This is a genomic window from Janthinobacterium sp. SUN118, assembly GCF_030397695.1.
GTDB lineage: Bacteria > Pseudomonadota > Gammaproteobacteria > Burkholderiales > Burkholderiaceae_D > Janthinobacterium.
On the sequence record NZ_JAPUBV010000001.1, the window covers coordinates 2,463,985 to 2,484,272 of the forward strand.

A 20,288-nucleotide genomic window follows, 5' to 3' on the forward strand; every position below is an offset into this window, starting at 1 on the left:
GCGGATGGCGCCCAGCTGGGCGATGCTGGCCAGGCCGGGCTTAGTCCCACAGGCTGCCCCGTTCCAGCAGCTTGATGCCGAGCTCCACGTTCAGCGCCGTGCTCACGCCTTCGAGCGCCAGTCCCAGCTCGACCAGCGTGATGGCGACGGCTGGCTGCATGCCCACCACCACCGTGCGCGCGTCGAGGATCTTCGCCATGGCCGCCGTGTTGCTGATCATGCGGCCGATGAAGGAATCGACGATGTCGAGCGCGGAAATGTCGATCAGCACGCCCGTGGCGCGCTCCTTGACGATGCGCGTGGTCAGGTCGTCCTGCAGGGTCATCGCCAGGCGGTCATGCATGTCCACCTGGATCGTCACCAGCAGCAACCGGCCCATGCGTAAAATGGGAATTCTCTCCATGGACGCCTCAGTGTTGCTGCTGCTGGTAGGTGATGGTGGAGCCCGTGCGCTTCAGGGCCACGACAAAGGCGTCGGCCAGGGTGGCCTTGGTGATCACGTCTTCCAGGTTCACGCCCAGGTGCACGATGGTTTGCGCGATCTGCGGACGGATGCCGCTGATGATGCAGTCGGCGCCCATCAGGCGCGCCGCGGCGATGGTTTTGAGCAAGTGCTGCGCCACCAGGGTGTCGACCGTGGGCACGCCCGTGATGTCGATGATGGCGATCAGGGCGCCCGTGTCGACGATTTTTTGCAGCAGGCTTTCCATCACCACCTGCGTGCGGGCGCTGTCCAGGGTGCCGATCAGGGGCAGGGCCAGCACGTTTTGCCACAGTTGCACTACCGGCGTCGACAGTTCCAGCAATTCCTGCTGCTGGCGCAAGATCACCTGTTCGCGCGCCTTTTGATAGGTGGCGATGGTCAGCAGGCCCAGTTCGTCAAACAGCTTGCTGGTGCCGATGATGGCGTCGCCCAGCGTCTGCGGCTGCTCGGCGAGTTCCTTGCGCAGGTAGGTAAATAGTGGTTCCTTGAGGGAAAACACGAAGCTGGCCGTGTCGATCGGCGAATAGCCCTGGCGCACGCGCGATTGCGACATTTCGCTGAGCAGCTGGCGCGTGTCGTCCCAGGCGCCGCCTTCGATATCGAAGGAATCGCTGCCTTCCAGCGCGCGCACCAGCAGCGGCAGGAATTGCGCCGCCTGCTGGCGCAGCTCGTTTTCCGCGATCTTGTCGCGCCGCACCAGGCGAGCGATCAGGTCGGCCATCCAGCCGTCCAGCAGTTCCGTGTGGTGTTCGCTGATGATGGCGGCCAGCTGCTGCGCCTGGCTCATGCCCGTCTTGTTTTTCATGCTCATCCTTGGCTGGAGTGGAGGGCGCCGGACTGCCTGCCATGCGCGCTGCGCGGCGGCGGCGAGATCCGGTTTGCCGATAGTAAATTATAGGCAGACATGGCCATATTGTTATGTTCTTTGGCGCACATAGTGGCGCATGTCAATCAATATTCTTGTCGGAAACTTTGGGCGTGAAGGGAGTATCTTAAAGATGTATATGGTTTGCATGTTTATGTGAATTCCGCTACACTGGCCGCACTCAACCAGAGAAGAACGCCATGAATATCGACAAGTTCAAACAGCAGCACCTGGCCATCCTGGCCGCCATCGATGACTTGCGCCGGCTGGCGCGCGGCGGCGTCGCCGTGCAGGCCAAGGCGATCGCCGGCCAGATCGTCGCCATGAGCGGCTTGATCAAGCTGCACCTGGCCGTCGAGCAGCGCTACCTGTATCCGGCCGCGCAAGCGAGCGACGTGGCCAAGGTGGCGCAGCTGGGACGCCGGTATGAAAGCGAGATGGACGGCATTGCCGGCGCCTACCTGGCGTTTGCCAGCCGCTGGAATACCCCCGTGCGCCTCGAAGCCGAGCCGGACGCTTTCCGCCGCGAAGCCAACACCGTGCTGCACGCGCTGTACCAGCGCATGCGCCGCGAAGACAGCGAGTTGTATCCCGCCGTCGAAGCGCTGGCCTAAGCGATTATTTTTACCTCATACAGGAGTTTTACATGCTGACCCAAGAACAACGCGCCATCATCACCGCCACCGTCCCCATCCTCGAGCAGGGCGGCGAAACGCTGACCCGCCATTTTTACAAGAACCTGTTCCGCGACCATCCGGAAGTGCTGCCGTACTTTAACCAGGCGCACCAGCACAGCGGCGACCAGCAGCGCGCACTGGCCAATGGCGTGCTGATGTATGCCAAACATATCGACCAGCTCGAGGCGCTGGGCGACCTCGTCTCGACCATCGTCAACAAGCACGTGGCCCTGCAAATCCGCGCCGAGCACTATCCGCTGGTGGGCGCCAGCCTGCTGCAAGCCATCCGCGAAGTGCTGGGCGCGGAAGTGGCCAGCGACGCCGTCATCGACGCCTGGGGCGCGGCCTACGGCCAGCTGGCCGACATCCTGGCCGGCGAGGAGGGCCGCATCTACAAGGCGCAGGCGGCCGCGCCCGGCGGCTGGCGCGGCGCGCGCGATTTTCTCGTGCAAGCCAAGGTCGTGGAAAGCGACGAGATCACCTCCTTCCTGCTGGCGCCCGCCGATGGCCAGCCCGTGCTCGACTTTGCGCCAGGCCAGTATATCGGCGTGGTGGTGACGGTCGACGGCGTGCCCATGCGCCGCCAGTATTCGCTGTCGGCCGCCAGCAATGGCCAGACTTACCGCATCAGCGTCAAGCGCGAGCAGGGCGGCAAGGTGTCGAATTACTTTCACGACCAGGTGCAGGCGGGCGGCATTGTGCAGCTGACGCCGCCATCGGGCGACTTCGTGCTGGCCGATGGCGACAAGCCGCTGGTCTTGATCAGCGGCGGCGTGGGCATCACGCCGACCCTGGCCATGCTGGCGTCGGCCCTGCGCGGCAAGCGTCCCGTGCATTTCATCCACGCGGCGCGCCACCATGGCGTGCACGCGTTCCGCGCGCAGGTCGACGCACTGGCCGCGCAGCATCCGCAGCTCAAGCGTTTCTATTGCTACGCGGAGCACGGCGGCGAGCAGGCGGCGCCGGACGCCATCGGCCTGCTCGATAAAGCCCAGCTGGAGCGCTGGCTGCCGGCATCGCGCGACGTCGACGCGTATTTCCTCGGTCCGCAGCCCTTCATGCGCGCCATGAAAGGCTATCTGCGCGAACTGGGCGTGCCCGAAAGCCAGACGCATCATGAATTCTTCGGACCGGCGAGCGCGCTGAACTGAAGCAGCGTCGTGCAGGCGTCGTTGTGGCTGGACGAGAAATAGCCGCGCCGTAAGGGGCGGGTAAGCCTCGCCCTGTACTGTGAAAACAAGCTCGAAGAAAAGAGCATGCTTTTACATAACAGGAGGCAACACCATGCACGACGATCTGGTTCAGAAAATCAAGGGCGACCCCGCCTATCATCAGCTGGTCAAGGTGCGTTCCCGCTTCGGCTGGACGCTGACGGCCCTGATGATGGTGGTGTACTACGGCTACATCCTGCTCATCGCGTTCAACAAGGAGTTTCTCGCCTCGAAGACGGGCGAAGGCGTGATGACGTGGGGCATGCCGATCGGCCTGTTCGTCATCGTGTTTACCGTGGTGATCACGGGCGTCTATGTGCGCCGCGCCAACAAGCAGTACGACGACCTGACCCAGGCCATCCAGGCGCGGGTGCAGGCATGAGCGGCGCGACCTTGACGCGGCGCACGCTCTCCTGGCTGGCGGCGCCAGCCCTGCTGGGTGCAAGCAATGCCGTGCTGGCGGCCGGCGCCGACCTGGGCCAGGCCCAGCAGCAACCCACCAACTGGACGGCCATCATCATGTTCGCCGTCTTCGTCGTCTTCACCCTGTTCGTCACCAAGTGGGCGGCGGCCAAGACCAAGTCGGCGTCCGATTTCTACACGGCAGGCGGCGGCATCACGGGCTTCCAGAATGGCCTGGCGATCGCCGGCGACTTCATGTCGGCCGCGTCCTTCCTCGGCATTTCCGCCGCCGTCTTCCTCAACGGCTACGATGGCCTGATCTACGCCATCGGCTTCCTCGTCGGCTGGCCCGTCATCACCTTCCTCATGGCCGAGCGCCTGCGCAACCTCGGCCGCTTCACCTTTGCCGACGTGGCCGCCTACCGCTTCAAGCAGGCGCCGATCCGCATCTTTTCCGCCTCCGGCACCCTGGTGGTCGTGGCCTTTTACCTGATCGCGCAGATGGTGGGCGCGGGCCAGCTGATCAAGCTGCTGTTCGGCCTCGAATACTGGATCGCCGTCGTGCTGGTCGGTACCCTGATGATGATCTATGTGCTGTTTGGCGGCATGACGGCCACCACCTGGGTGCAGATCATCAAGGCGGTGATGCTGCTGGGCGGCGCCAGCTTCATGGCCATCGCCGTGCTGGCGCAATTCAACTTCAGCCCGGAAGCGCTGTTCGCCAAGTCCGTGGAAGTGCACGCCACCAAGGAAGCCATCATGGGTCCTGGCAGTTTCATCAAGGACCCCATCTCGGCCATTTCGTTCGGCATGGCGCTGATGTTCGGCACGGCCGGCCTGCCGCATATCCTGATGCGTTTCTTCACGGTGCCGAACGCCAAGGAAGCGCGCAAGTCCGTGTTCTGGGCCACCACCTGGATCGCGTATTTCTACGTGCTGACCTTCATCATCGGCTTTGGCGCCATCGTGCTGGTGAGCACGAATCCCGAGTTCAAGGATGCTGCCGGTAAATTGTTGGGTGGCAATAACATGGCGGCCGTGCACCTGGCCAAGGCCGTCGGCGGCGACGTCTTCCTCGGCTTCATGTCGGCCGTTGCCTTCGCCACCATCCTGGCCGTCGTGGCGGGCCTGACCCTGTCGGGCGCCTCGGCCGTGTCGCACGACCTGTACGCCACCGTCTTCAAGAAGGGCAAGGCGACGGGGGCCAGCGAGCTGAAAGTGTCGCGCGTGACCACCATCGTGCTGGGCATCATTGCCGTGGTGCTCGGCATCGTCTTTGAAAAGCAGAACATCGCCTTCATGGTGTCGCTGGCCTTCGCCATCGCCGCCTCGGCCAACTTCCCCGTGCTGTTCATGTCGGTGCTGTGGAAGGATTGCACCACGCGCGGCGCCACCATCGGCGGTTTCATGGGCTTGATCACGGCCGTCGGCTTGACGGTGGTGTCGAAATCCGTGTGGGTCGACGTGCTCGGCCATGGCGAAGCGCTGTTCCCGTACGCCTCGCCCGCCATCTTTTCGATGACGGCCGGCTTTGTCGGCATCTGGCTGTTCTCCGTGCTCGACAAGAGCCCGCGCGCGCGCATCGACCGTGCCGGCTACGAAGCGCAGCAGATGCGTTCGGAAACGGGCATCGGCGCGGCGGGCGCCAGCGCGCATTGAGTTATAAGTAGCCGCTGAAGGAAACAATGCCCGGTTCGCCGGGCATTGTGGTTTTTGGCGCAGGCCTTGCTTACCTTGCCAGGTGCAGCGGGATCACGCCCGGCGCCGGCAGCGGCGCATTCTGCGTTCCCTCGAGTATCGACGCCAGGGTCACGCTGTCGAGCACGGCCAGGAAGGCACCCGTGGCCTGGCCCAGCTTGGCCTTCAACTGGCAATCCGGCGTCAGCGGGCACGTGTTGCTGTCCTTGTTGAAGCACTCGGCCATGAAGAAATCGCTTTCCGTCTCGCGCACCACGGTGCCGATATTGATCTCGGCCGGGTCGCGCGCCAGGCGCAGGCCGCCATTTCTCCCGCGCACGGTTTCTACGATGCCCGACAGGCCCAGCTGGTGCACCACCTTCATCAGGTGATTCTTCGAGATGGCGTGCAGGTCGGCGATGTCCTGGATGGTCACGAGCCGGTCGCGGTGCGTGCCCAGGTACATCAGGGTGCGCAGGGTGTAATCAGTATAGGCAGTCAGTCGCATGGGGCGGAGGAGTAAAACACCTGACAAAGCGATTGCGCGTCGCGATTTGCGGCCTCCGGCGCGCACTGCGCATGCGCACAGCTCCGCTTCTCGGTCACAACTCACAGCCGCTCGCTACGTTTTTGGCAGGTGTGTAGTAAAGATGTGGATTACATCCTTGTTTCAAGCCGCCAGCATACAGCAAAAGCGCTTCGCGACGGCCGCCAGCCTGTGCGTGTCAGCGTTACATTTCAGCCGCGAAAGACAAAAGTTGTTTGCCTTTCGTTCAAATGCGTAGTAAATTTTCATATTGTTGCCACGGCAAACAGCTTGCACGCCCTTTGAAGCCCTTTGAGTACGGATTTTATGGATGAAAATCAAGAGGATGGTGAAACAATAAGGTAAATTTACTACAAATTGGACGATGGGCGTTTCCCGGGCCGGGAAGCGCGTACTACGCAATCTGTGCGGTGCCGCCGTGGCCGCCCCAGGAATGAATACCATGCAAATGAATGAAGTGAAAGACGAGCTGCTGAGCAGCGATATCCGCCAGCTGGGCCGTCTGCTGGGCGACGCCATCCGCAATCACCTGGGCGACCCTGCCTTTGACCGCATCGAGCACGTGCGCCAGCTGGCCATCCGTTTCCGCCGCGACAATGACGAAACCGCCCGCGTGCAGCTGTCGGCCGCGCTGCAAGCGCTGTCGCAGGAAGAAACCACGCAATTGACGCGCGCCTTCAGCTATTTCTCGCTGTTGGCCAATATTGCGGAAGATCAACACCACATCCGCCGCACGCGCGCCCATCTGATCGCCGGCTCGCCGCCGCGCCAGGGGAGCCTCAGCCACGCCGTGGGCAATGTGCTCGACGCGGGCCAGGCCGATGCGCTGGAAACCTTCTTTGAAGATGCGTTTGTCAGCCCCGTGTTTACGGCGCACCCGACGGAAGTGCAGCGCAAGAGCATCCAGAATTGCCAGATGGCCATCGCGCGGCTGTTGAACGAACGCGACCGCGTGCAGATGACGCCGGAAGAAGCGGAACAGAACGAGGAAGCGCTGGGACGCGGCATCGTCACCCTGTGGCAGACGCGGCTGTTGCGCACGAGCAAGCTGTCCGTCATGGATGAGGTGGCCAATGGCCTGTCGTTCTACGACCACACGATCCTGCGCGAATTGCCGAAATTGTATTCCTCCCTGGAAACCATGCTGGCGCAGCGCGATGCGCGCTGGGAAGATGTGGAATTACCCAATTTCATGAAAGTGGGCAGCTGGATCGGCGGCGACCGCGACGGCAACCCGTTTGTGACGGCCGACATCCTGCGCAGCACCTTGCAGACGCAGGCGGACAAGGTCCTCGATTTCTACCTCGGCGAATTGCGCAAGCTCGCTTCGCAGCTGTCGCTGGCGCAAATACTCAATGCCTGCAGCGAGCCGCTGCGCGCGCTGGCCGAGCGCTCGGCCGATGCTTCGCCGCACCGTGTCGACGAGCCGTATCGCCGCGCCCTGCATGGCATCCATGCGCGCCTGGACGCCACGCGTTACGTGCTGTGCAGCAAGGGCAGGCAGGCGGACGGCGTGCAGCCTTACGCTTCCGCTGCCGAGCTGCTGGCCGACCTGGACGTGGTCCAGCATTCGCTGGTCAGCAATGGCTTGCGTTCGCTGGCGCGTGGCCGCCTGCGCCAGCTGCGCCGCGCCGTGAAGGTATTCGGTTTTTCGCTGGCGCCGCTGGACTTGCGCCAGAATTCCGACGTGCACGAGCGCGTCGTGGGCGAACTGTTTGCCGGCGCCCAGCCGGGCCTCGTCTACCTCGACCTCGATGAAGAGCAGCGCATCGCCTTGCTGCTGGCCGAGCTGGAGTCGCCGCGCCTGTTGACGTCGCCATATGCGCAATACTCGGAGGAAACCACCTCCGAGCTCGACATCTTCCGCGCCGTGCGCGAGGCGCACGCCAAGTATGGCCGCGAATCGGTGCCGAACTGCATCATCTCGAAGGCTGCCAGCGTCTCGGACTTGCTGGAAGTGGCCTTGCTGCTCAAGGAAGTGGGCTTGCTGCGCCAGGACAGCCGGGAAGTGGACGTCAACATCATCCCCCTGTTCGAAACCATCGACGACTTGCGCGCCGGCCCCGCCATCATGGCGCGCGCCTTCGGCTTGCCGTTCTACCGTGGCTTGCTGGCGTCGCGCGCGGACCAGCAGGAAGTCATGCTCGGCTATTCGGACAGCAACAAGGACGGCGGCTTCCTGACGTCGGGCTGGGAACTCTACAAGGCCGAGATCGAGCTGGTGTCGGTGTTCAGGCAATACCAGATCAAGCTGCGATTGTTCCACGGCCGCGGCGGTTCCGTCGGCCGTGGCGGCGGCCCCAGCTACGAAGCCATCCTGGCCCAGCCAGCCGGCGCCGTGCAGGGACAGATCCGCCTGACGGAGCAGGGCGAAGTCATCACGGCCAAGTACGCGAACCCGGAAGTGGGGCGCCGCAACCTGGAAGTGCTGGTGGCCGCCACCATCCAGTCCACCCTGCTGCCGCAGGCCCAGCTGCAGCCGAAGGCCTCGGCCGGCGCGGGCCATCTGGCCGCGATGGAAGAGCTGTCCGGCACGGCCCTGAACGCCTACCGCGACCTCGTCTATGGCACCGAGGGCTTCGAGCAGTATTTCTGGGAATCGACCGTGATCGCGGAAATTGCCGCGCTGAACATCGGCAGCCGTCCCGCCTCGCGCAAAAAATCCACGTCCATCGAGGATTTGCGCGCCATTCCCTGGGTGCTGAGCTGGGCGCAATGCCGCCTGATGCTGCCGGGCTGGTTCGGTTTCGGTTCCGCCGTGCAAGCCTATCTGGCCGCCCATCCGGCCGATGGCGCGGACGTGCTGCGCGGCATGTACACGGACTGGCCTTTCTTCACGTCCCTGCTGTCGAACATGGACATGGTGCTGGCCAAGAGCGATATCGCCATTGCCGGCAAGTATGCGGAACTGGTCAAGGACAAGGCCTTGCGCGACGCCATCTTCACGCGCATCCGCGCCGAGTACGCGGCCACCCTGGACGCCCTGAAGCTGATCACGGGCCAGGAAGAATTGCAGCAAGCCAACCCGCTGATGCAGCGCTCGATACGCAACCGCTTCCCGTATATCGACCCGCTGAACCACGTGCAGGTGGAGTTGCTGCAGCGTTTCCGCGAAGGAAAACAGGATGCGGCGGCGCGCACGGGGATTCATTTGTCGATCAACGGCATCGCGGCTGGCTTAAGAAATAGTGGTTGATTCTTTTTAACCCAACAACAAATGCTGGGGGCGGAGCTCAAGGTCTGCCCCCCGGATTTTGCATCTGGGTTGCTTTTAAGTAAAACAACAAGGAGACAGCATGACCATCAAAGTTGCCATCAATGGCTATGGCCGCATCGGCCGCAATGTCTTGCGCGCATTTTACGAAGGCGGCAAGCAGCAGGATATCGAAATCGTCGCCATCAATGACCTGGGCGACGCCAAGTCGAATGCGCACTTGACGCGCTACGACACGGTGCACGGCAAGTTTCCCGGCGTCGTCACCATCGATGGCGAGAACATGGTCGTCAACGGCGACCGCATCCGCGTCTTCGCGCAGCGCGACCCGGCCTTGATACCGTGGGGCGAGCTCGGCGTCGATGTCGTGCTCGAATGCACGGGTTTCTTCACGAGCAAGGAAAAAGCTGCGGCGCATTTAAAAGGCGGGGCAAAGAAAGTCATCATTTCCGCGCCGGGCGGCAAGGATGTGGACGCCACCATCGTGTTTGGCGTCAACCAGCATGTACTGAAAGCCACGGATACGGTCATTTCGAATGCCTCGTGCACGACAAATTGCCTGGCGCCACTAGTAAAACCGCTCAACGACGCCATCGGCATCGAATCGGGCCTGATGACCACCGTGCACGCCTACACGAACGACCAGGTATTGAGCGACGTGATGCATGAAGACTTGCGCCGCGCCCGTTCGGCCACGCATTCGATGATCCCCACCAAGACGGGTGCGGCAGCGGCCGTGGGCCTGGTCTTGCCGGAACTCAATGGCAAGCTCGACGGTTTTGCCGTGCGCGTGCCGACGATCAACGTGTCGCTGGTCGACCTGTCCTTCATCGCCAGGCGCGACACCAGCGTCGAGGAAGTCAACGCCTTGCTGAAAACGGCCTCGGAAGGCGCGTTGAAAGGCATTTTGACGTACCAGACGGAGCCGCTGGTATCCATCGACTTCAACCACAACCCCGCCTCGTCGAATTTCGATTCGACCCTGACCAAGGTGTCGGGCCGCCTCGTGAAAGTGTCGTCGTGGTACGACAACGAGTGGGGCTTCTCGAACCGCATGCTCGACACCACGGTCGCCCTGATGGCGGCCAAGTAACAAGGTTTCACCGCTGATCCAGCGCACCAGGACGGCCGGCCCACAAGGCTGGCCCTTGTAGCAACTTATTATAGAAAGCAGCACACCATGACCATGCAAGTACAGCAACGCGCCACCAAGATCGTTTCCACCATCGGCCCCGCTTCGAACGATATCGATACCCTGGTCCGCATGTTCAAGGCCGGCGTCGACGTCGTGCGCCTGAACTTCTCGCATGGCAAGGCGCAAGACCATATCGACCGCGCCCGCATGGTGCGCGAAGCGGCAGCCCTGTGCGGCCGCGAAGTGGCCATCATGGCCGACTTGCAAGGGCCAAAGATTCGCGTCGGCAAGTTTGAAGAAGGCAAGATTTTCCTGGAAAACGGCGCCACCTTCATCCTCGACGCGAAATGGGGCGAGAAGGGCGAGCTGGGCAACATCGAGCGTTGCGGCCTCGACTACAAGGAATTGCCGCGCGACTTGCGCGCCGCCGATGTACTGCTGCTCAACGATGGCCTCATCGTCTTGACGGTGGACAAGGTCGTCGGCAGCGAAATCCATACCACCGTCAAGATCGGCGGCGAATTGTCGAACAACAAGGGCATCAACCGCCAGGGCGGCGGCTTGTCGGCGCCGGCCTTGACTGCGAAGGACATGGAAGACGTGAAAACGGCGATGAGCTTCCAGGCCGACTACGTGGCTGTGTCCTTCCCGAAAAACGCCACCGACATGGTGATGGCGCGCCAGCTGGCCAATATCGCCGGCGAAGCGTGGGACCACAAGCCGATGATGATCGCCAAGATCGAGCGCGCGGAAGCGATTCCCGCCCTGCAAGAGATTCTCGATGCGTCCGACGGCATCATGGTGGCCCGTGGCGACCTGGCGGTCGAGGTGGGCAATGCGGCCGTGCCGGCCCTGCAAAAGCGCATGATCAAGATGGCGCGCGCCTCGAACAAATTGGCGATCACGGCCACGCAGATGATGGAATCGATGATCGTCAACGCTGTGCCGACGCGCGCGGAAGTGTCGGACGTGGCCAATGCCGTGCTCGACGGCACGGACGCCGTGATGACGTCGGCGGAAACGGCGTCGGGCCGCTATCCGATCGAAACGGTGGAAGCCATGGCCGCCATCTGCCTGGATGCGGAAAAGTGGGATACCTGCAAGCTCGACGCCGACTTCCTCAACGCCACGTTCTCGCGCATCGACCAGTCGATCGCCTATGGCGCGCTGTTTACGGCCCACCACCTGCGCGTCAAAGCCATCGCCACCCTGACGGAATCGGGTTCCACGGCCTTGTGGATGAGCCGTTGCAACATCGACATCCCCATCGTCGCCCTGACGCCGAGCGTGGGCACGCGCCGCAAGCTGGCCCTGTACCGCAACGTCAGCACGCTGGAGCTGACGTCGGGCACGGATCGCGACAAGGTCTTGCAACAGGCGGAAGACTTGCTGCTGGAGCATAAAGTCGTGGCCAAGGGCGACACCGTCGTGCTGACCTGGGGCGAGCCGATGGGCAAGGTCGGCGGCACGAATGCGCTGAAAATCATGAAGATCGGCCAGCACTAAGCTGCCCAGGCGCCGGCTCCCGTGTGGTGGGGCCGGCTCATCCCATCCCGCATTGCCCAGACGGGCCCGCCATGCGCCTAGCGCTGCGGGCGGCCCGTTCATCCCCTTGCCGCCTGCGGCGGCATCCCATGCAGCTCATAATTATAAAAAATACATTTATTAATTGTTGAAATTAGTAGATTTAAATATAATTGCATGTATCGTGTTTTCGATAGCCCATCCATACAAGGCCTTGCATGCAGTTATTACGTCTTGCCGCCATCTCTGTATTGACCGTTGCGGGCTTGCCGGCCCATGCCGTGGCGGCCGTCTATCCTGCCGCCCCGGCGGCGGACATAGCGCAGCATTTCACCGATTACTATGGCGTGCGCCAGCATGCGCAGCAACGCGTCCAGGTGACGACGGCGACACTGGGCGGCGTCACGCGGCCCGTGGTGCGCGCCGACTGGTACGGCACGGACGCCACGCCGCACAGCGATGTCTACCTGTTGAGTGAGCAGCATCCCGTGCAGTCGAGCCGGCGCTGGTATGCCATGAGCATCTTCCTGCCTGCCGACTGGAGCGCTACCAGCGTGCCCGTCACCTTGGCCCAGGTCGACAACGGCAGCGGGGCAGGTGCCCTGGCGCCGCCGCTGGCCCTGCAGATACAGGGGGAGCAGCTGATGTTGAACATGAATTTCAATCATCGGACGAGCGATATCACGCCCGCCAATTCCGCGCGCCGCACGGTGCTGGCCGGGCCGGCAACCCTGGGCCGCTGGCATTGCATGGTGGTGCGCGCCGACTGGTCGGCGCTGGCCGGCAGCGGGGAATTGCGGGTGTACATGAATGGCAGTGCGAAGGAAACTTTTTTCGTCCGCTCAAGCCACAACAGCTATGCGGGCGCGCTGCACGTGCCGCGCGTGGGCTTGAGCGTGCCGGAAGGCGCGGCGCCTGCCCATCGCGTGATGTATGCCGATTTTCTATGGGTGGGCGATGCCGCCGCAACGCTCAACGACATGACGTACAAGACGCCTTGCCATGCGGCGTCGTGATTCGTTCCTGAAGCAAAGGTTTCCCATGCGCTCATTGACCGCCACCGCCATGCTGGCATTGCTGGCCGCCACCCCGCTGCACGCGCAAGTCGTCAACAGCATCGGCGGCCCCGTGACCACCATGGCGCCGACCAGCTTGCCGAGGCCCGCCAGTTTCGACAATGTGACGACACGCTACTTCAGCTGGCTGTACGGCATCAGCGCCGGCAATCCTGCGGGCGTGGAATTGGCGGGCGATCCCGCCGTGACGCAAGGCGTCGAGACGCGCAAGGTGTTTCGCATGACCGTCAATGCCAGCGATCCCGACGAGTATGGCAAGCGCACCGAGGTGACGCCCGCGTATGAACGCGTGCCCCAGGGGCGGCGCTGGTATGCGGGCGGCGTGTATTTCCCCGCCGACTGGGACTTGACGGGCAAGGATGGCTGGATCGTCGTCTTCCAGGTGCACAGCGCCAGGGGCATCGTCGTGACGTCGCCGCCATTCTCGGTCATCGCCGATGGCCCCGACCTGGTGATGGAGACGCGGGCCAACCACCGCGATAGCTACTCGCTGCAGGACGGCGTGATGGTGCCCGATGCCACCGCGAACAATACGATGCAGCAACGTTTGGTGCTGGGAAAAATTGAACGTGAGAAATGGTATTGCCTGGTGCTCGATGCGGATTGGCAGCATGCGTCCGGCACGGGCGCGTCGCGCCTGTGGTTGAACGGCAAGCTGGTGTATGAGGGCAGCAATTTCCCTACTCACTATATGAATGTGGACTTGCCATCGCGCGGCAATTACCCGAAGACGGGCGCCTATCTGGGGGCCTTCCAGGACACGCTGCATGGCAAGCGCGTGCTGTACACGGATTTCATCCACCTTGGCGGCGCCGCCAGCACCTATGCGCAAATGGCCGCTCGGACGCCATGCCCCGCGCCGCCGGCAATGTAATCCGGGCGACCGCGTCGCCACTGTCGCCAGGCCAATGCTGGCATTGCCCTGCCGCCATTTTCGTGTCAGCATGCATTTCCTGCCGTGTAAGGCGTTTCCGGAGTCCATGATGACCGCATACCTGCCTGCCTTGATCTGGTCGCTGTCGGCCTTTGCCTGCCTCTTCATCGCCAAACGCCGCCGCGTCCGGACAACTGCCGTGCGGGCCGCCCTGGTGGTCCTGCTGGGACCATTTGCGATTCCCTTCGTGCTGGCCGCAAGGCCCGATCCGTTCAAGCCGGCCTGACGCATGCACCGTTAAACGTGCGGGCTGGGCGCGCCGTCCTTTGCTATATTTTTACCTTTTAGCAGAGAGACATGCTTATGCAACGCAGTGCGACCTTGTTACTGATGAGTATCTTGCCGTGGTGCATCGCCACGAGCGCCCTGGCGGCGGAGCCGGCGCAGCGCCTGCAGCGCGCCACGGGCTTGTGGAAGGTGACGCCCACGACGTCGCCTTTTTCCTGGGAAATCTGCGTCGACCAGGAACGCGACCGCCTGATCGACGATGACTTGTGGAGCGACTTCGAGCAGGAATGCACGATAGCCTCGCAAGGCCGCGATGGCGACAGCTATGTCTTCCAGTCCAGCTGTCCCGGCGCCAAGCTGGCAGGCCATTTCAAGGGCGACCTTGCCAAGGCCTACACGCTGAGCAGCGACACCACCATGGAACTGAACGGCAAGACCGAGGTGCAGCACCTGGAACTCGAAGGCGTATTCCAGGGCGCTTGCCCGGCCGGCTTGGCGCCGGGCGCCAAGAAAATGCGTGGCGGCATGGTGATGAAGACCCTGTACACACACCGCTAGGAACGGCGTCGGCCCCGCTGCACGCCGCGCTGACCGCGTGGAACCGGCTTGCCGCGCCCGCGCCACGCTCCATGAAACAACAGTTTCCATGCCTGGGCAGGCGCCGGGATTGACGCGGCAGGCGATGATTTGCGATAATGAGAATTATTCTCAATTGAGCCGGTTGTCATGCAGCTGCTCACCATCCCAGGCAGCGCCTCGCTTTGAGCGCATCGGAGTTTCTAGTGAACATTGCGCATTCCAGCGACACCATCGCGTGTATGTATAGCAACCACCATGGCTGGCTGATGCGCTGGCTGCGCGCCAAGCTGCAATGCGCCGACCATGCGGCCGACCTGGCGCAGGACACCTTCGTGCGCCTGCTGGCGGCGCCGCCGGAAGGCCGGCAAAGCTTGCACGAGCCGCGCGCCTACCTGACCACCGTGGCGCAGCGCCTGCTGATCGACCATTACCGCCGCCTGTCGCTGGAGCAGGCCTGGCTGGAAACGCTGGCACAGCAGCCCGAGCTGCTGATGCAGTCGCCGGAAGAACGCCTGCTCGTGCGTGAAGCCTTGCAGCGCATCGATGCCATGCTCGACGGCTTGCCGCCGCTGGTGCGCAGCGCCTTTTTGCTCGCGCATGTCGATGGCCTCGGCTATGCGGAAATCGGCCTGCGCCTGGGCGTGAGCGAGCGCAGCATCAAGCGTTACATGGTGCAGGCCTTCGAGCGCTGCATCCTGCTGATCCTGTGAACGGCGCCGCCGCCATCGACCCGCGTGCCGCGCGCGCGGCTGCGCAATGGCTGGTGCGCCTGCATGCGGGCGCACTGACGGCGGACGAGCAGCGGGCATTCCAGGCCTGGCGCGCCGGCGACCCCGCCCACGAAGCGGCCTGGCAGCGGGCCGAGCTGGTGTGCAACACCCTGGCCAGCGTGCCGCCCGCGCTGCGCCAGGCGGCGGGCGAGGCGCCGCCGTCGCCGTCGCCACGCCGCCGTGCCTTGCTGGGCAGCCTGGCCGTGCTGGGCGTTGCCGCTCCCACCTTGTGGCTGGCCAGCCAGTCGGCGCCCTGGCAGGCGTGGCGCGCCGGCATCCGCACGGCGCGCGGCGAGATTCGCCGCATGAACTTGCCTGACGGCACGCAGCTGGTGCTCAACACGGATACGGCCGTCGACGTGCGCTACGACGCGGCGGCGCGGCTGCTCGTGCTGCATGCCGGCGAAATCCACGTCGGCACGGCGCATGACGGGGCGCTTCCTGCGCGACCGTTTCTCGTGCGCAGCAGCAATGGCGTCGTGCGCGCGCTGGGCACGCACTTCAGCGTGCGCCAGCGCGGCAGCCTGCTGGCGCCGCGCACCGAGGTGAGCGTCAGCCAGGGCGCCGTCGAAGTCCGGCCAGCGCAGGCGTCCGCCGCCGCGCGCCTGGTCGATGCGGGGCTGCAGGCCAGTTTCGACGATGGGGCCGTTTCCCCGCTGACGCCGCTGGCGCCCCATGCGGGCGCGTGGCTGCAGGGCGTGCTGATCGCCGAGCGCATGCCGCTGGGCGAAGTGCTCGAGCACGTGGCGCGCTACCGTTACGGCGTGATCCGCTGCGATCCGGCGCTGGCGGCCATGCCCGTCGACGGCATCTTCCAGCTGACTGAGCCGGACAAGATCCTCGCCTTGTTGCAGCATTCGCTGCCGATACGCATGGCGCGTCGCACGCGCTACTGGATCAGTGTCGAGCCGGCCTGAGGCAGTTATTTACCGTTTGCCTGTCCCTTTTTCCGGATTGCTTCGTCATACAAGGTAGAGAAGGAATCATCCGAACCATCGAAAGGGTTTTACATGGCTGTGCAGCACCGCTTATTCTCACCATGGACGCCGCCCGTGCTCCATCCCACCACGGGCGCCGTGCGCGCCGCGCTGGTCCTGCTCCTCGCCGTGGGCGCCGCCGGCGCCAGCTTGCCGCAGGCGGCATTGGCGGCCGACGCCAGCCAGGCGGCCGGCGTGCGCGACTACAACATTCCCGCCGGCAGCTTGCGCGGCGCGCTGTCCTCGTTTGCCATCGCCGCCGGCATCAACCTGTCGACGCAGGGCGTGGCGCTCGACGGCCTGGCGACGCCGGGCTTGCAGGGCCGCCATGCCGTCACCGCCGGTTTGAGCAAGCTGCTGCAAGGCAGCGGCCTGGAAGTGACGGACGGCGGCAATGGCAATTACCTATTGCGCAAAATCAATGCCAGCACGGCCGATGGCGGCCTCGACAGCATGCCGGCCGTCGTCGTCAGCGCCGAGGCCGACCGCGCCACGGAAGGCACGGGCTTATATACGTCGCGCAATATGTCGACGGCCACGGGGCTGAACCTGTCGCAGCGCCACACGCCGCAAACGGTCAGCATCATTTCCAGCCAGCAAATGGAAGATTTTGACTTGACCACCTTGCAGGACGTGGCCCGCGCCACGCCTGGCATTTATGGCAAGTCACAGGGCGTTTCCGATCAGGAAACCACATATTTCGCGCGCGGCTTCGCCTTGAGCCATGTCAATGTCGACGGCTTGCCGCTCGATGTGACCGGTTTCAACGAGCGCAACGTGTCGGCCGACATGCTGATGTACGACCGCGTGGAAGTGGTGCGCGGCGCCACCGGCCTGATGGAAGGGGCGGGCGCGCCATCGGGCAGCATCAACATGGTGCGCAAGCGCCCCACGGCCACGCCCCTGCTGAATGCCTCGGCCCACCTGGGCAGCTGGAAAGACCGGCAATTGACGGTGGACGCCAGCAATGCGCTCAATGCCACGGGCAGCGTGCGCGGCAGGGTGGCAGCCAGCTGGCGCGACAGCGACAGCTTCGTCGACGTCGTCAACAACCGCAACAGCACCGTGTATGCGATCGTCGAGGCGGACCTGACGCCGTCGACCACGGCCGGCTTCGGCTTTTCGCGCCAGCACAGCCGCACCGATGGCGTGTTCGTCGGCTTGCCGACGTTTGCCGATGGCAGCCACATGCCCTTGCCGCGCTCGACGTTCCTGAATAACGCGGACTCGTTCCAGAAGCGCGACAACAACGTCGTCTTCGCCGACCTGGAAACGCGGCTGGAGCAGGGCTGGCGCAGCCGCTTCGCCATCACGCACATCGATGCCTCGTCGAGCACGCGCAACACGACGAATAGCCGCATCGACGGCGAAACGTATTTATTGAACCAGTCGGAAACGGGCTGGAAGTACGGCACGAAGCAAGTGGTGGCCGACTGGCGCTTGAGCGGTCCCGTCAGCTGGTTTGGCCGCCAGCACGACGTCATCGTGGGCGCCAGCTACCGCCACGATAATTCGGACGCGGGCCAGAGCTGGGAGGGCGCCGGGACGCGCGTGATCGACATCCGCAACTGGAATCCGTACGCCTTTCCCATGCGCGGCACGGCGTTCGAGCCCTACAACTGGGGCCGCAAGACGGACGAGAAGGGCATCTATGCGGCGGGCAACTTCAGCCTGGCCGACCCGCTGCACCTGGTGCTGGGCGGGCGCTTCGGCTGGTATGCGCAGGACGTGACGGGCTGGTATGCGAGCAATCCGGCATGGCGCCGCAGCCTGACGGAAAACGCCAAGTTCACGCCGTACGCGGGCCTCGTTTACGATGTGGACCAGCATCATTCCGTGTATGCGAGCGGCACGCAGATTTTTCAGCCGCAAAGCTCGCTGGACGTGCGCGGCAATACCTTGCCGCCGCTGAGCGGCACCAACCTGGAAGTGGGCGTCAAGGGCGAGTATTTCGGCGGCAGGCTCAACGCCAGCGGCGCCTTGTTCCGCATCAAGCAGAATAACCGCGCCATGGCCGACGAGCTCAATTGCCCCACGGGCGGCGCCATCTACTGCGCCCGCGCGGCCGGGCAGGTGAAGAGCGAAGGCATCGATCTGCAATTGTCGGGCTCGCCGCTGCCGGGCTGGCAGGTCGCGGGCGGCTATACCTATGTGCTGGCCAAGTATACCAAGGATAGCGTGGCGGCGAATATCGGCCAGCGCATCGCCACCGATGAGCCGAAGCAGTTGTTCAAGGTGTACACGAACGTGCAGCTGAGCGGCAGCCTGGCGAAATGGAATGTGGGCGCCTCCGTGTATGCCCAGGACAAGATCTACCGCCGCGAGCCCGGCTACCTGACGCGGCAGGGCGGCTACGCCATCGTCGGCCTGACGGCCGGCTACCGCCTCAGCGAGCAGCTGCAGCTGCGCGTGAATGTCGACAACGTGCTGGATCGCCATTACTACCAGGGACTCGGCTATTCCTGGTCGGGCGGCCTGGAGCGCTACGGCGCGCCGCGCAGCGTGCTGGTCTCGCTGAACTACAAGATGTAAAGGCTGTGCTAGCGGAGCGCGCCCCGCGCGGCGCCTCTGCTACACTGCCGCCGTCCTCATCTTTCCACTTTTCCATGACCGCTACCCCTGTCCTGACGCCACTGAAAAGCGCTTTCCAGCAATCGCGCGCCGAGAATAACATCGAGCTGATCCTGCCCGAACTGCTGGCAGCCCAGCTGCACGTCGTCATCGGCGGGCAAAGCGAGCAGATCGACCTGTTCCTCGTGCCGTCGCCGAATCCCGAGCGCCGCTGCGTGACGGTGGCGGAAGACCCGGCCTTCCTGGCCGGCATCGCCTTCCCCAACATTCCCGTGACGGGCGCGCAATTGCTCGCCTCGATCCCGGCCGAGATCGAGATCGTCATCCTGCATGGCGATGGCGCCAATTACCTGACGCGCGAGCAGCTGGCCTGGTTCCGCCGCATGCTGGCGCCGGCCGCTTGAGCGGGGAGCCGGGACCCGGGCTGAAGCCGGCGCGCGCGGAATGGATATGCTTTGCGCCGGCCGAGGATGCGGCAGCCCAGGCGGCGCTGATGGCGGATATGCGTCCCGTACTGTCGCGCAGCGTGCTGCTGGGCGGCTGCGCCCTGATCCTCGCGTTTGTCGGGCAAGCCGTGTGGCGCAACGTGCCATATGCGGGCGAGGCAGTGTTGTTCGCTCCGCTGGCGCTGGCCGCCTGGATCGCGGGCCTGGTGCTGTTTCCCGGACGCGCTCTGCTTTTTCATGTGGAACTGGGCGACGCGGGCCTGCTGCTGCGGCGCCATGCGCGGCGCCTGCCCGGCTGGGATAAAAGCGTGCTGCTGGAGCTGGCGCAGCTGCAGCGGCTGGAAGTGGTCACCCATGCGGGCGCGCTGCAGGTCTACCGGGCCGCGCCACCGCTGTCGCGCGTGGAACTGCTGCTGCACACCGGCCTCGCGGAGTGCCCGCTGGTGCGCGTGGTGGGCCTGGACTTGCCCGTGCCGCAGCGCTGGTCGCTGTGCCAGATCAAGGAGGAGCTGTGCCGCCGCTGTAGACTGGCCGGTATCCCTGTCAGCGAGACGGCGGGCCCGCCCAGCCAGCAATCGGCGGCCCTCCGCGCGCGCTGGCCGCAGGCATAGCGCAGGCATACGGCAGGCGTCAACACGTCGTTGTCGCATCGGCGCCGCAATCGCTGTCATTTTTGATAACTGTATTGCTGAAGTCCTATGAATATTTTTGTAAAGCAACTATACTCATGGCTCTTTAAAAAAATCATCGTCACGCTGGTGGCCAGCTATCCGCGCCAGAGTTCGTACGCTTTCCGCTTTTTCTATCTGAAAAAGCATCTTTTCCCCGCGCGGCAGGCGCGGGCGTGATGACCGAGCCTTGCCCTGGTCGACTCGTACCGTTGTCATTTTCGCTGTGTTGCCGCTTTGTTCAAAGTGCGGCGCCGGCACGCGGTGCGCCGTCATGTTTTGCGACGTCACGTTTCACTCATC

General features: G+C 63.9%; 20 protein-coding genes. 16 read left to right on the plus strand and 4 right to left on the minus strand.

Annotation, left to right across the window (positions count from 1 at the left end; genetic code table 11):
• Nucleotides 1-40: 40 nt before the first annotated feature.
• Both O0880_RS11045 and O0880_RS11050 read right to left on the minus strand, forming a co-directional pair.
• Nucleotides 41-403, minus strand: a complete 363-nt coding sequence (locus tag O0880_RS11045) for an STAS domain-containing protein (RefSeq protein ID WP_071323396.1) — start codon at nucleotides 401-403, stop codon at nucleotides 41-43.
• A gap of 7 nt (nucleotides 404-410) precedes the next feature.
• Nucleotides 411-1,289: an STAS domain-containing protein gene (locus O0880_RS11050; RefSeq protein WP_071326401.1), complete on the minus strand. Its 879-nt coding sequence runs from the start codon at nucleotides 1,287-1,289 to the stop codon at nucleotides 411-413.
• Nucleotides 1,290-1,549: 260 nt separating this feature from the next.
• Between O0880_RS11050 and O0880_RS11055 the strand changes: the two genes are divergently transcribed.
• From O0880_RS11055 to O0880_RS11070, 4 genes are all read left to right on the plus strand, one after another.
• Nucleotides 1,550-1,963, plus strand: a complete 414-nt coding sequence (locus O0880_RS11055; protein ID WP_289886476.1) for a hemerythrin domain-containing protein — start codon at nucleotides 1,550-1,552, stop codon at nucleotides 1,961-1,963.
• Between the two features lie 32 nt (nucleotides 1,964-1,995).
• Nucleotides 1,996-3,177 carry an NO-inducible flavohemoprotein gene (gene hmpA, locus O0880_RS11060; protein WP_289886477.1) on the plus strand — a complete coding sequence of 394 codons (1,182 nt, stop codon included), beginning with the start codon at nucleotides 1,996-1,998 and terminating at the stop codon, nucleotides 3,175-3,177.
• Between the two features lie 133 nt (nucleotides 3,178-3,310).
• Complete coding sequence (locus O0880_RS11065) at nucleotides 3,311-3,619, plus strand: DUF485 domain-containing protein (RefSeq protein WP_071323399.1); 309 nt, start codon at nucleotides 3,311-3,313, stop codon at nucleotides 3,617-3,619.
• A complete protein-coding gene (locus tag O0880_RS11070; protein WP_289886478.1) occupies nucleotides 3,616-5,298 on the plus strand; it encodes a cation acetate symporter in 1,683 nt (560 codons plus the stop codon). Before O0880_RS11065 ends, O0880_RS11070 begins: the two co-directional genes overlap by 4 nt.
• Nucleotides 5,299-5,368: 70 nt before the next feature.
• On the opposite strand, the gene O0880_RS11075 is transcribed toward O0880_RS11070, so the two are convergent.
• Nucleotides 5,369-5,824 (minus strand): Rrf2 family transcriptional regulator, encoded by a 456-nt coding sequence (locus tag O0880_RS11075; protein WP_071323401.1) that lies wholly within the window; start codon nucleotides 5,822-5,824, stop codon nucleotides 5,369-5,371.
• Nucleotides 5,825-6,305: 481 nt separating this feature from the next.
• On the opposite strand from O0880_RS11075, the gene ppc reads away from it, so the two are divergent.
• From ppc to O0880_RS11135, 12 genes are all read left to right on the plus strand, one after another.
• Nucleotides 6,306-9,059, plus strand: a complete 2,754-nt coding sequence (ppc, locus tag O0880_RS11080) for a phosphoenolpyruvate carboxylase (protein WP_289886479.1) — start codon at nucleotides 6,306-6,308, stop codon at nucleotides 9,057-9,059.
• 100 nt (nucleotides 9,060-9,159) lie between these two features.
• Nucleotides 9,160-10,170, plus strand: coding sequence for a type I glyceraldehyde-3-phosphate dehydrogenase (gap, locus tag O0880_RS11085; protein ID WP_289886480.1), 1,011 nt, complete (start codon nucleotides 9,160-9,162; stop codon nucleotides 10,168-10,170).
• An 87-nt stretch (nucleotides 10,171-10,257) separates the two neighbouring features.
• Complete coding sequence (gene pyk, locus O0880_RS11090) at nucleotides 10,258-11,718, plus strand: pyruvate kinase (RefSeq protein ID WP_289886481.1); 1,461 nt, start codon at nucleotides 10,258-10,260, stop codon at nucleotides 11,716-11,718.
• 236 nt (nucleotides 11,719-11,954) lie between these two features.
• Nucleotides 11,955-12,752 (plus strand): heparin lyase I family protein, encoded by a 798-nt coding sequence (locus O0880_RS11095; RefSeq protein ID WP_289886482.1) that lies wholly within the window; start codon nucleotides 11,955-11,957, stop codon nucleotides 12,750-12,752.
• Between the two features lie 25 nt (nucleotides 12,753-12,777).
• Nucleotides 12,778-13,686, plus strand: a complete 909-nt coding sequence (locus tag O0880_RS11100) for a heparin lyase I family protein (protein WP_289886483.1) — start codon at nucleotides 12,778-12,780, stop codon at nucleotides 13,684-13,686.
• A gap of 106 nt (nucleotides 13,687-13,792) precedes the next feature.
• Nucleotides 13,793-13,972, plus strand: a complete 180-nt coding sequence (locus tag O0880_RS11105) for a hypothetical protein (RefSeq protein WP_289886484.1) — start codon at nucleotides 13,793-13,795, stop codon at nucleotides 13,970-13,972.
• Between the two features lie 71 nt (nucleotides 13,973-14,043).
• Entirely contained in the window at nucleotides 14,044-14,532 is a 489-nt protein-coding gene (locus O0880_RS11110) for a DUF3617 family protein (RefSeq protein WP_289886485.1), read from the plus strand.
• A gap of 224 nt (nucleotides 14,533-14,756) precedes the next feature.
• Entirely contained in the window at nucleotides 14,757-15,263 is a 507-nt protein-coding gene (locus O0880_RS11115) for a sigma-70 family RNA polymerase sigma factor (RefSeq protein ID WP_156894782.1), read from the plus strand.
• Nucleotides 15,260-16,240 (plus strand): FecR domain-containing protein, encoded by a 981-nt coding sequence (locus O0880_RS11120; RefSeq protein ID WP_289886486.1) that lies wholly within the window; start codon nucleotides 15,260-15,262, stop codon nucleotides 16,238-16,240. Before O0880_RS11115 ends, O0880_RS11120 begins: the two co-directional genes overlap by 4 nt.
• A gap of 135 nt (nucleotides 16,241-16,375) precedes the next feature.
• A complete protein-coding gene (locus tag O0880_RS11125) occupies nucleotides 16,376-18,832 on the plus strand; it encodes a TonB-dependent receptor (protein ID WP_289886487.1) in 2,457 nt (818 codons plus the stop codon).
• Nucleotides 18,833-18,906: 74 nt separating this feature from the next.
• On the plus strand, nucleotides 18,907-19,275 hold the full coding sequence (locus O0880_RS11130; RefSeq protein WP_289886488.1) for a hypothetical protein: 369 nt from the start codon (nucleotides 18,907-18,909) through the stop codon (nucleotides 19,273-19,275).
• Between the two features lie 89 nt (nucleotides 19,276-19,364).
• Complete coding sequence (locus tag O0880_RS11135; RefSeq protein WP_289886489.1) at nucleotides 19,365-19,928, plus strand: hypothetical protein; 564 nt, start codon at nucleotides 19,365-19,367, stop codon at nucleotides 19,926-19,928.
• Nucleotides 19,929-20,042: 114 nt separating this feature from the next.
• Here the strand turns inward: O0880_RS11135 and O0880_RS11140 are convergent, their stop codons facing one another.
• A complete protein-coding gene (locus O0880_RS11140) occupies nucleotides 20,043-20,276 on the minus strand; it encodes a hypothetical protein (protein WP_156894784.1) in 234 nt (77 codons plus the stop codon).
• Between the last annotated feature and the right edge of the window lie 12 nt (nucleotides 20,277-20,288).

Coding starts and splice junctions, on each gene's coding strand:
- O0880_RS11045 (WP_071323396.1), bottom strand. CDS start 403: ATGGAGAGAATTCCCATTTTACGCATGGGCCGGTTGCTGCTGGTGACG.
- O0880_RS11050 (WP_071326401.1), bottom strand. CDS start 1,289: ATGAAAAACAAGACGGGCATGAGCCAGGCGCAGCAGCTGGCCGCCATC.
- O0880_RS11055 (WP_289886476.1), top strand. CDS start 1,550: ATGAATATCGACAAGTTCAAACAGCAGCACCTGGCCATCCTGGCCGCC.
- hmpA (WP_289886477.1), top strand. CDS start 1,996: ATGCTGACCCAAGAACAACGCGCCATCATCACCGCCACCGTCCCCATC.
- O0880_RS11065 (WP_071323399.1), top strand. CDS start 3,311: ATGCACGACGATCTGGTTCAGAAAATCAAGGGCGACCCCGCCTATCAT.
- O0880_RS11070 (WP_289886478.1), top strand. CDS start 3,616: ATGAGCGGCGCGACCTTGACGCGGCGCACGCTCTCCTGGCTGGCGGCG.
- O0880_RS11075 (WP_071323401.1), bottom strand. CDS start 5,824: ATGCGACTGACTGCCTATACTGATTACACCCTGCGCACCCTGATGTAC.
- ppc (WP_289886479.1), top strand. CDS start 6,306: ATGCAAATGAATGAAGTGAAAGACGAGCTGCTGAGCAGCGATATCCGC.
- gap (WP_289886480.1), top strand. CDS start 9,160: ATGACCATCAAAGTTGCCATCAATGGCTATGGCCGCATCGGCCGCAAT.
- pyk (WP_289886481.1), top strand. CDS start 10,258: ATGACCATGCAAGTACAGCAACGCGCCACCAAGATCGTTTCCACCATC.
- O0880_RS11095 (WP_289886482.1), top strand. CDS start 11,955: ATGCAGTTATTACGTCTTGCCGCCATCTCTGTATTGACCGTTGCGGGC.
- O0880_RS11100 (WP_289886483.1), top strand. CDS start 12,778: ATGCGCTCATTGACCGCCACCGCCATGCTGGCATTGCTGGCCGCCACC.
- O0880_RS11105 (WP_289886484.1), top strand. CDS start 13,793: ATGATGACCGCATACCTGCCTGCCTTGATCTGGTCGCTGTCGGCCTTT.
- O0880_RS11110 (WP_289886485.1), top strand. CDS start 14,044: ATGCTTATGCAACGCAGTGCGACCTTGTTACTGATGAGTATCTTGCCG.
- O0880_RS11130 (WP_289886488.1), top strand. CDS start 18,907: ATGACCGCTACCCCTGTCCTGACGCCACTGAAAAGCGCTTTCCAGCAA.
- O0880_RS11135 (WP_289886489.1), top strand. CDS start 19,365: ATGGCGGATATGCGTCCCGTACTGTCGCGCAGCGTGCTGCTGGGCGGC.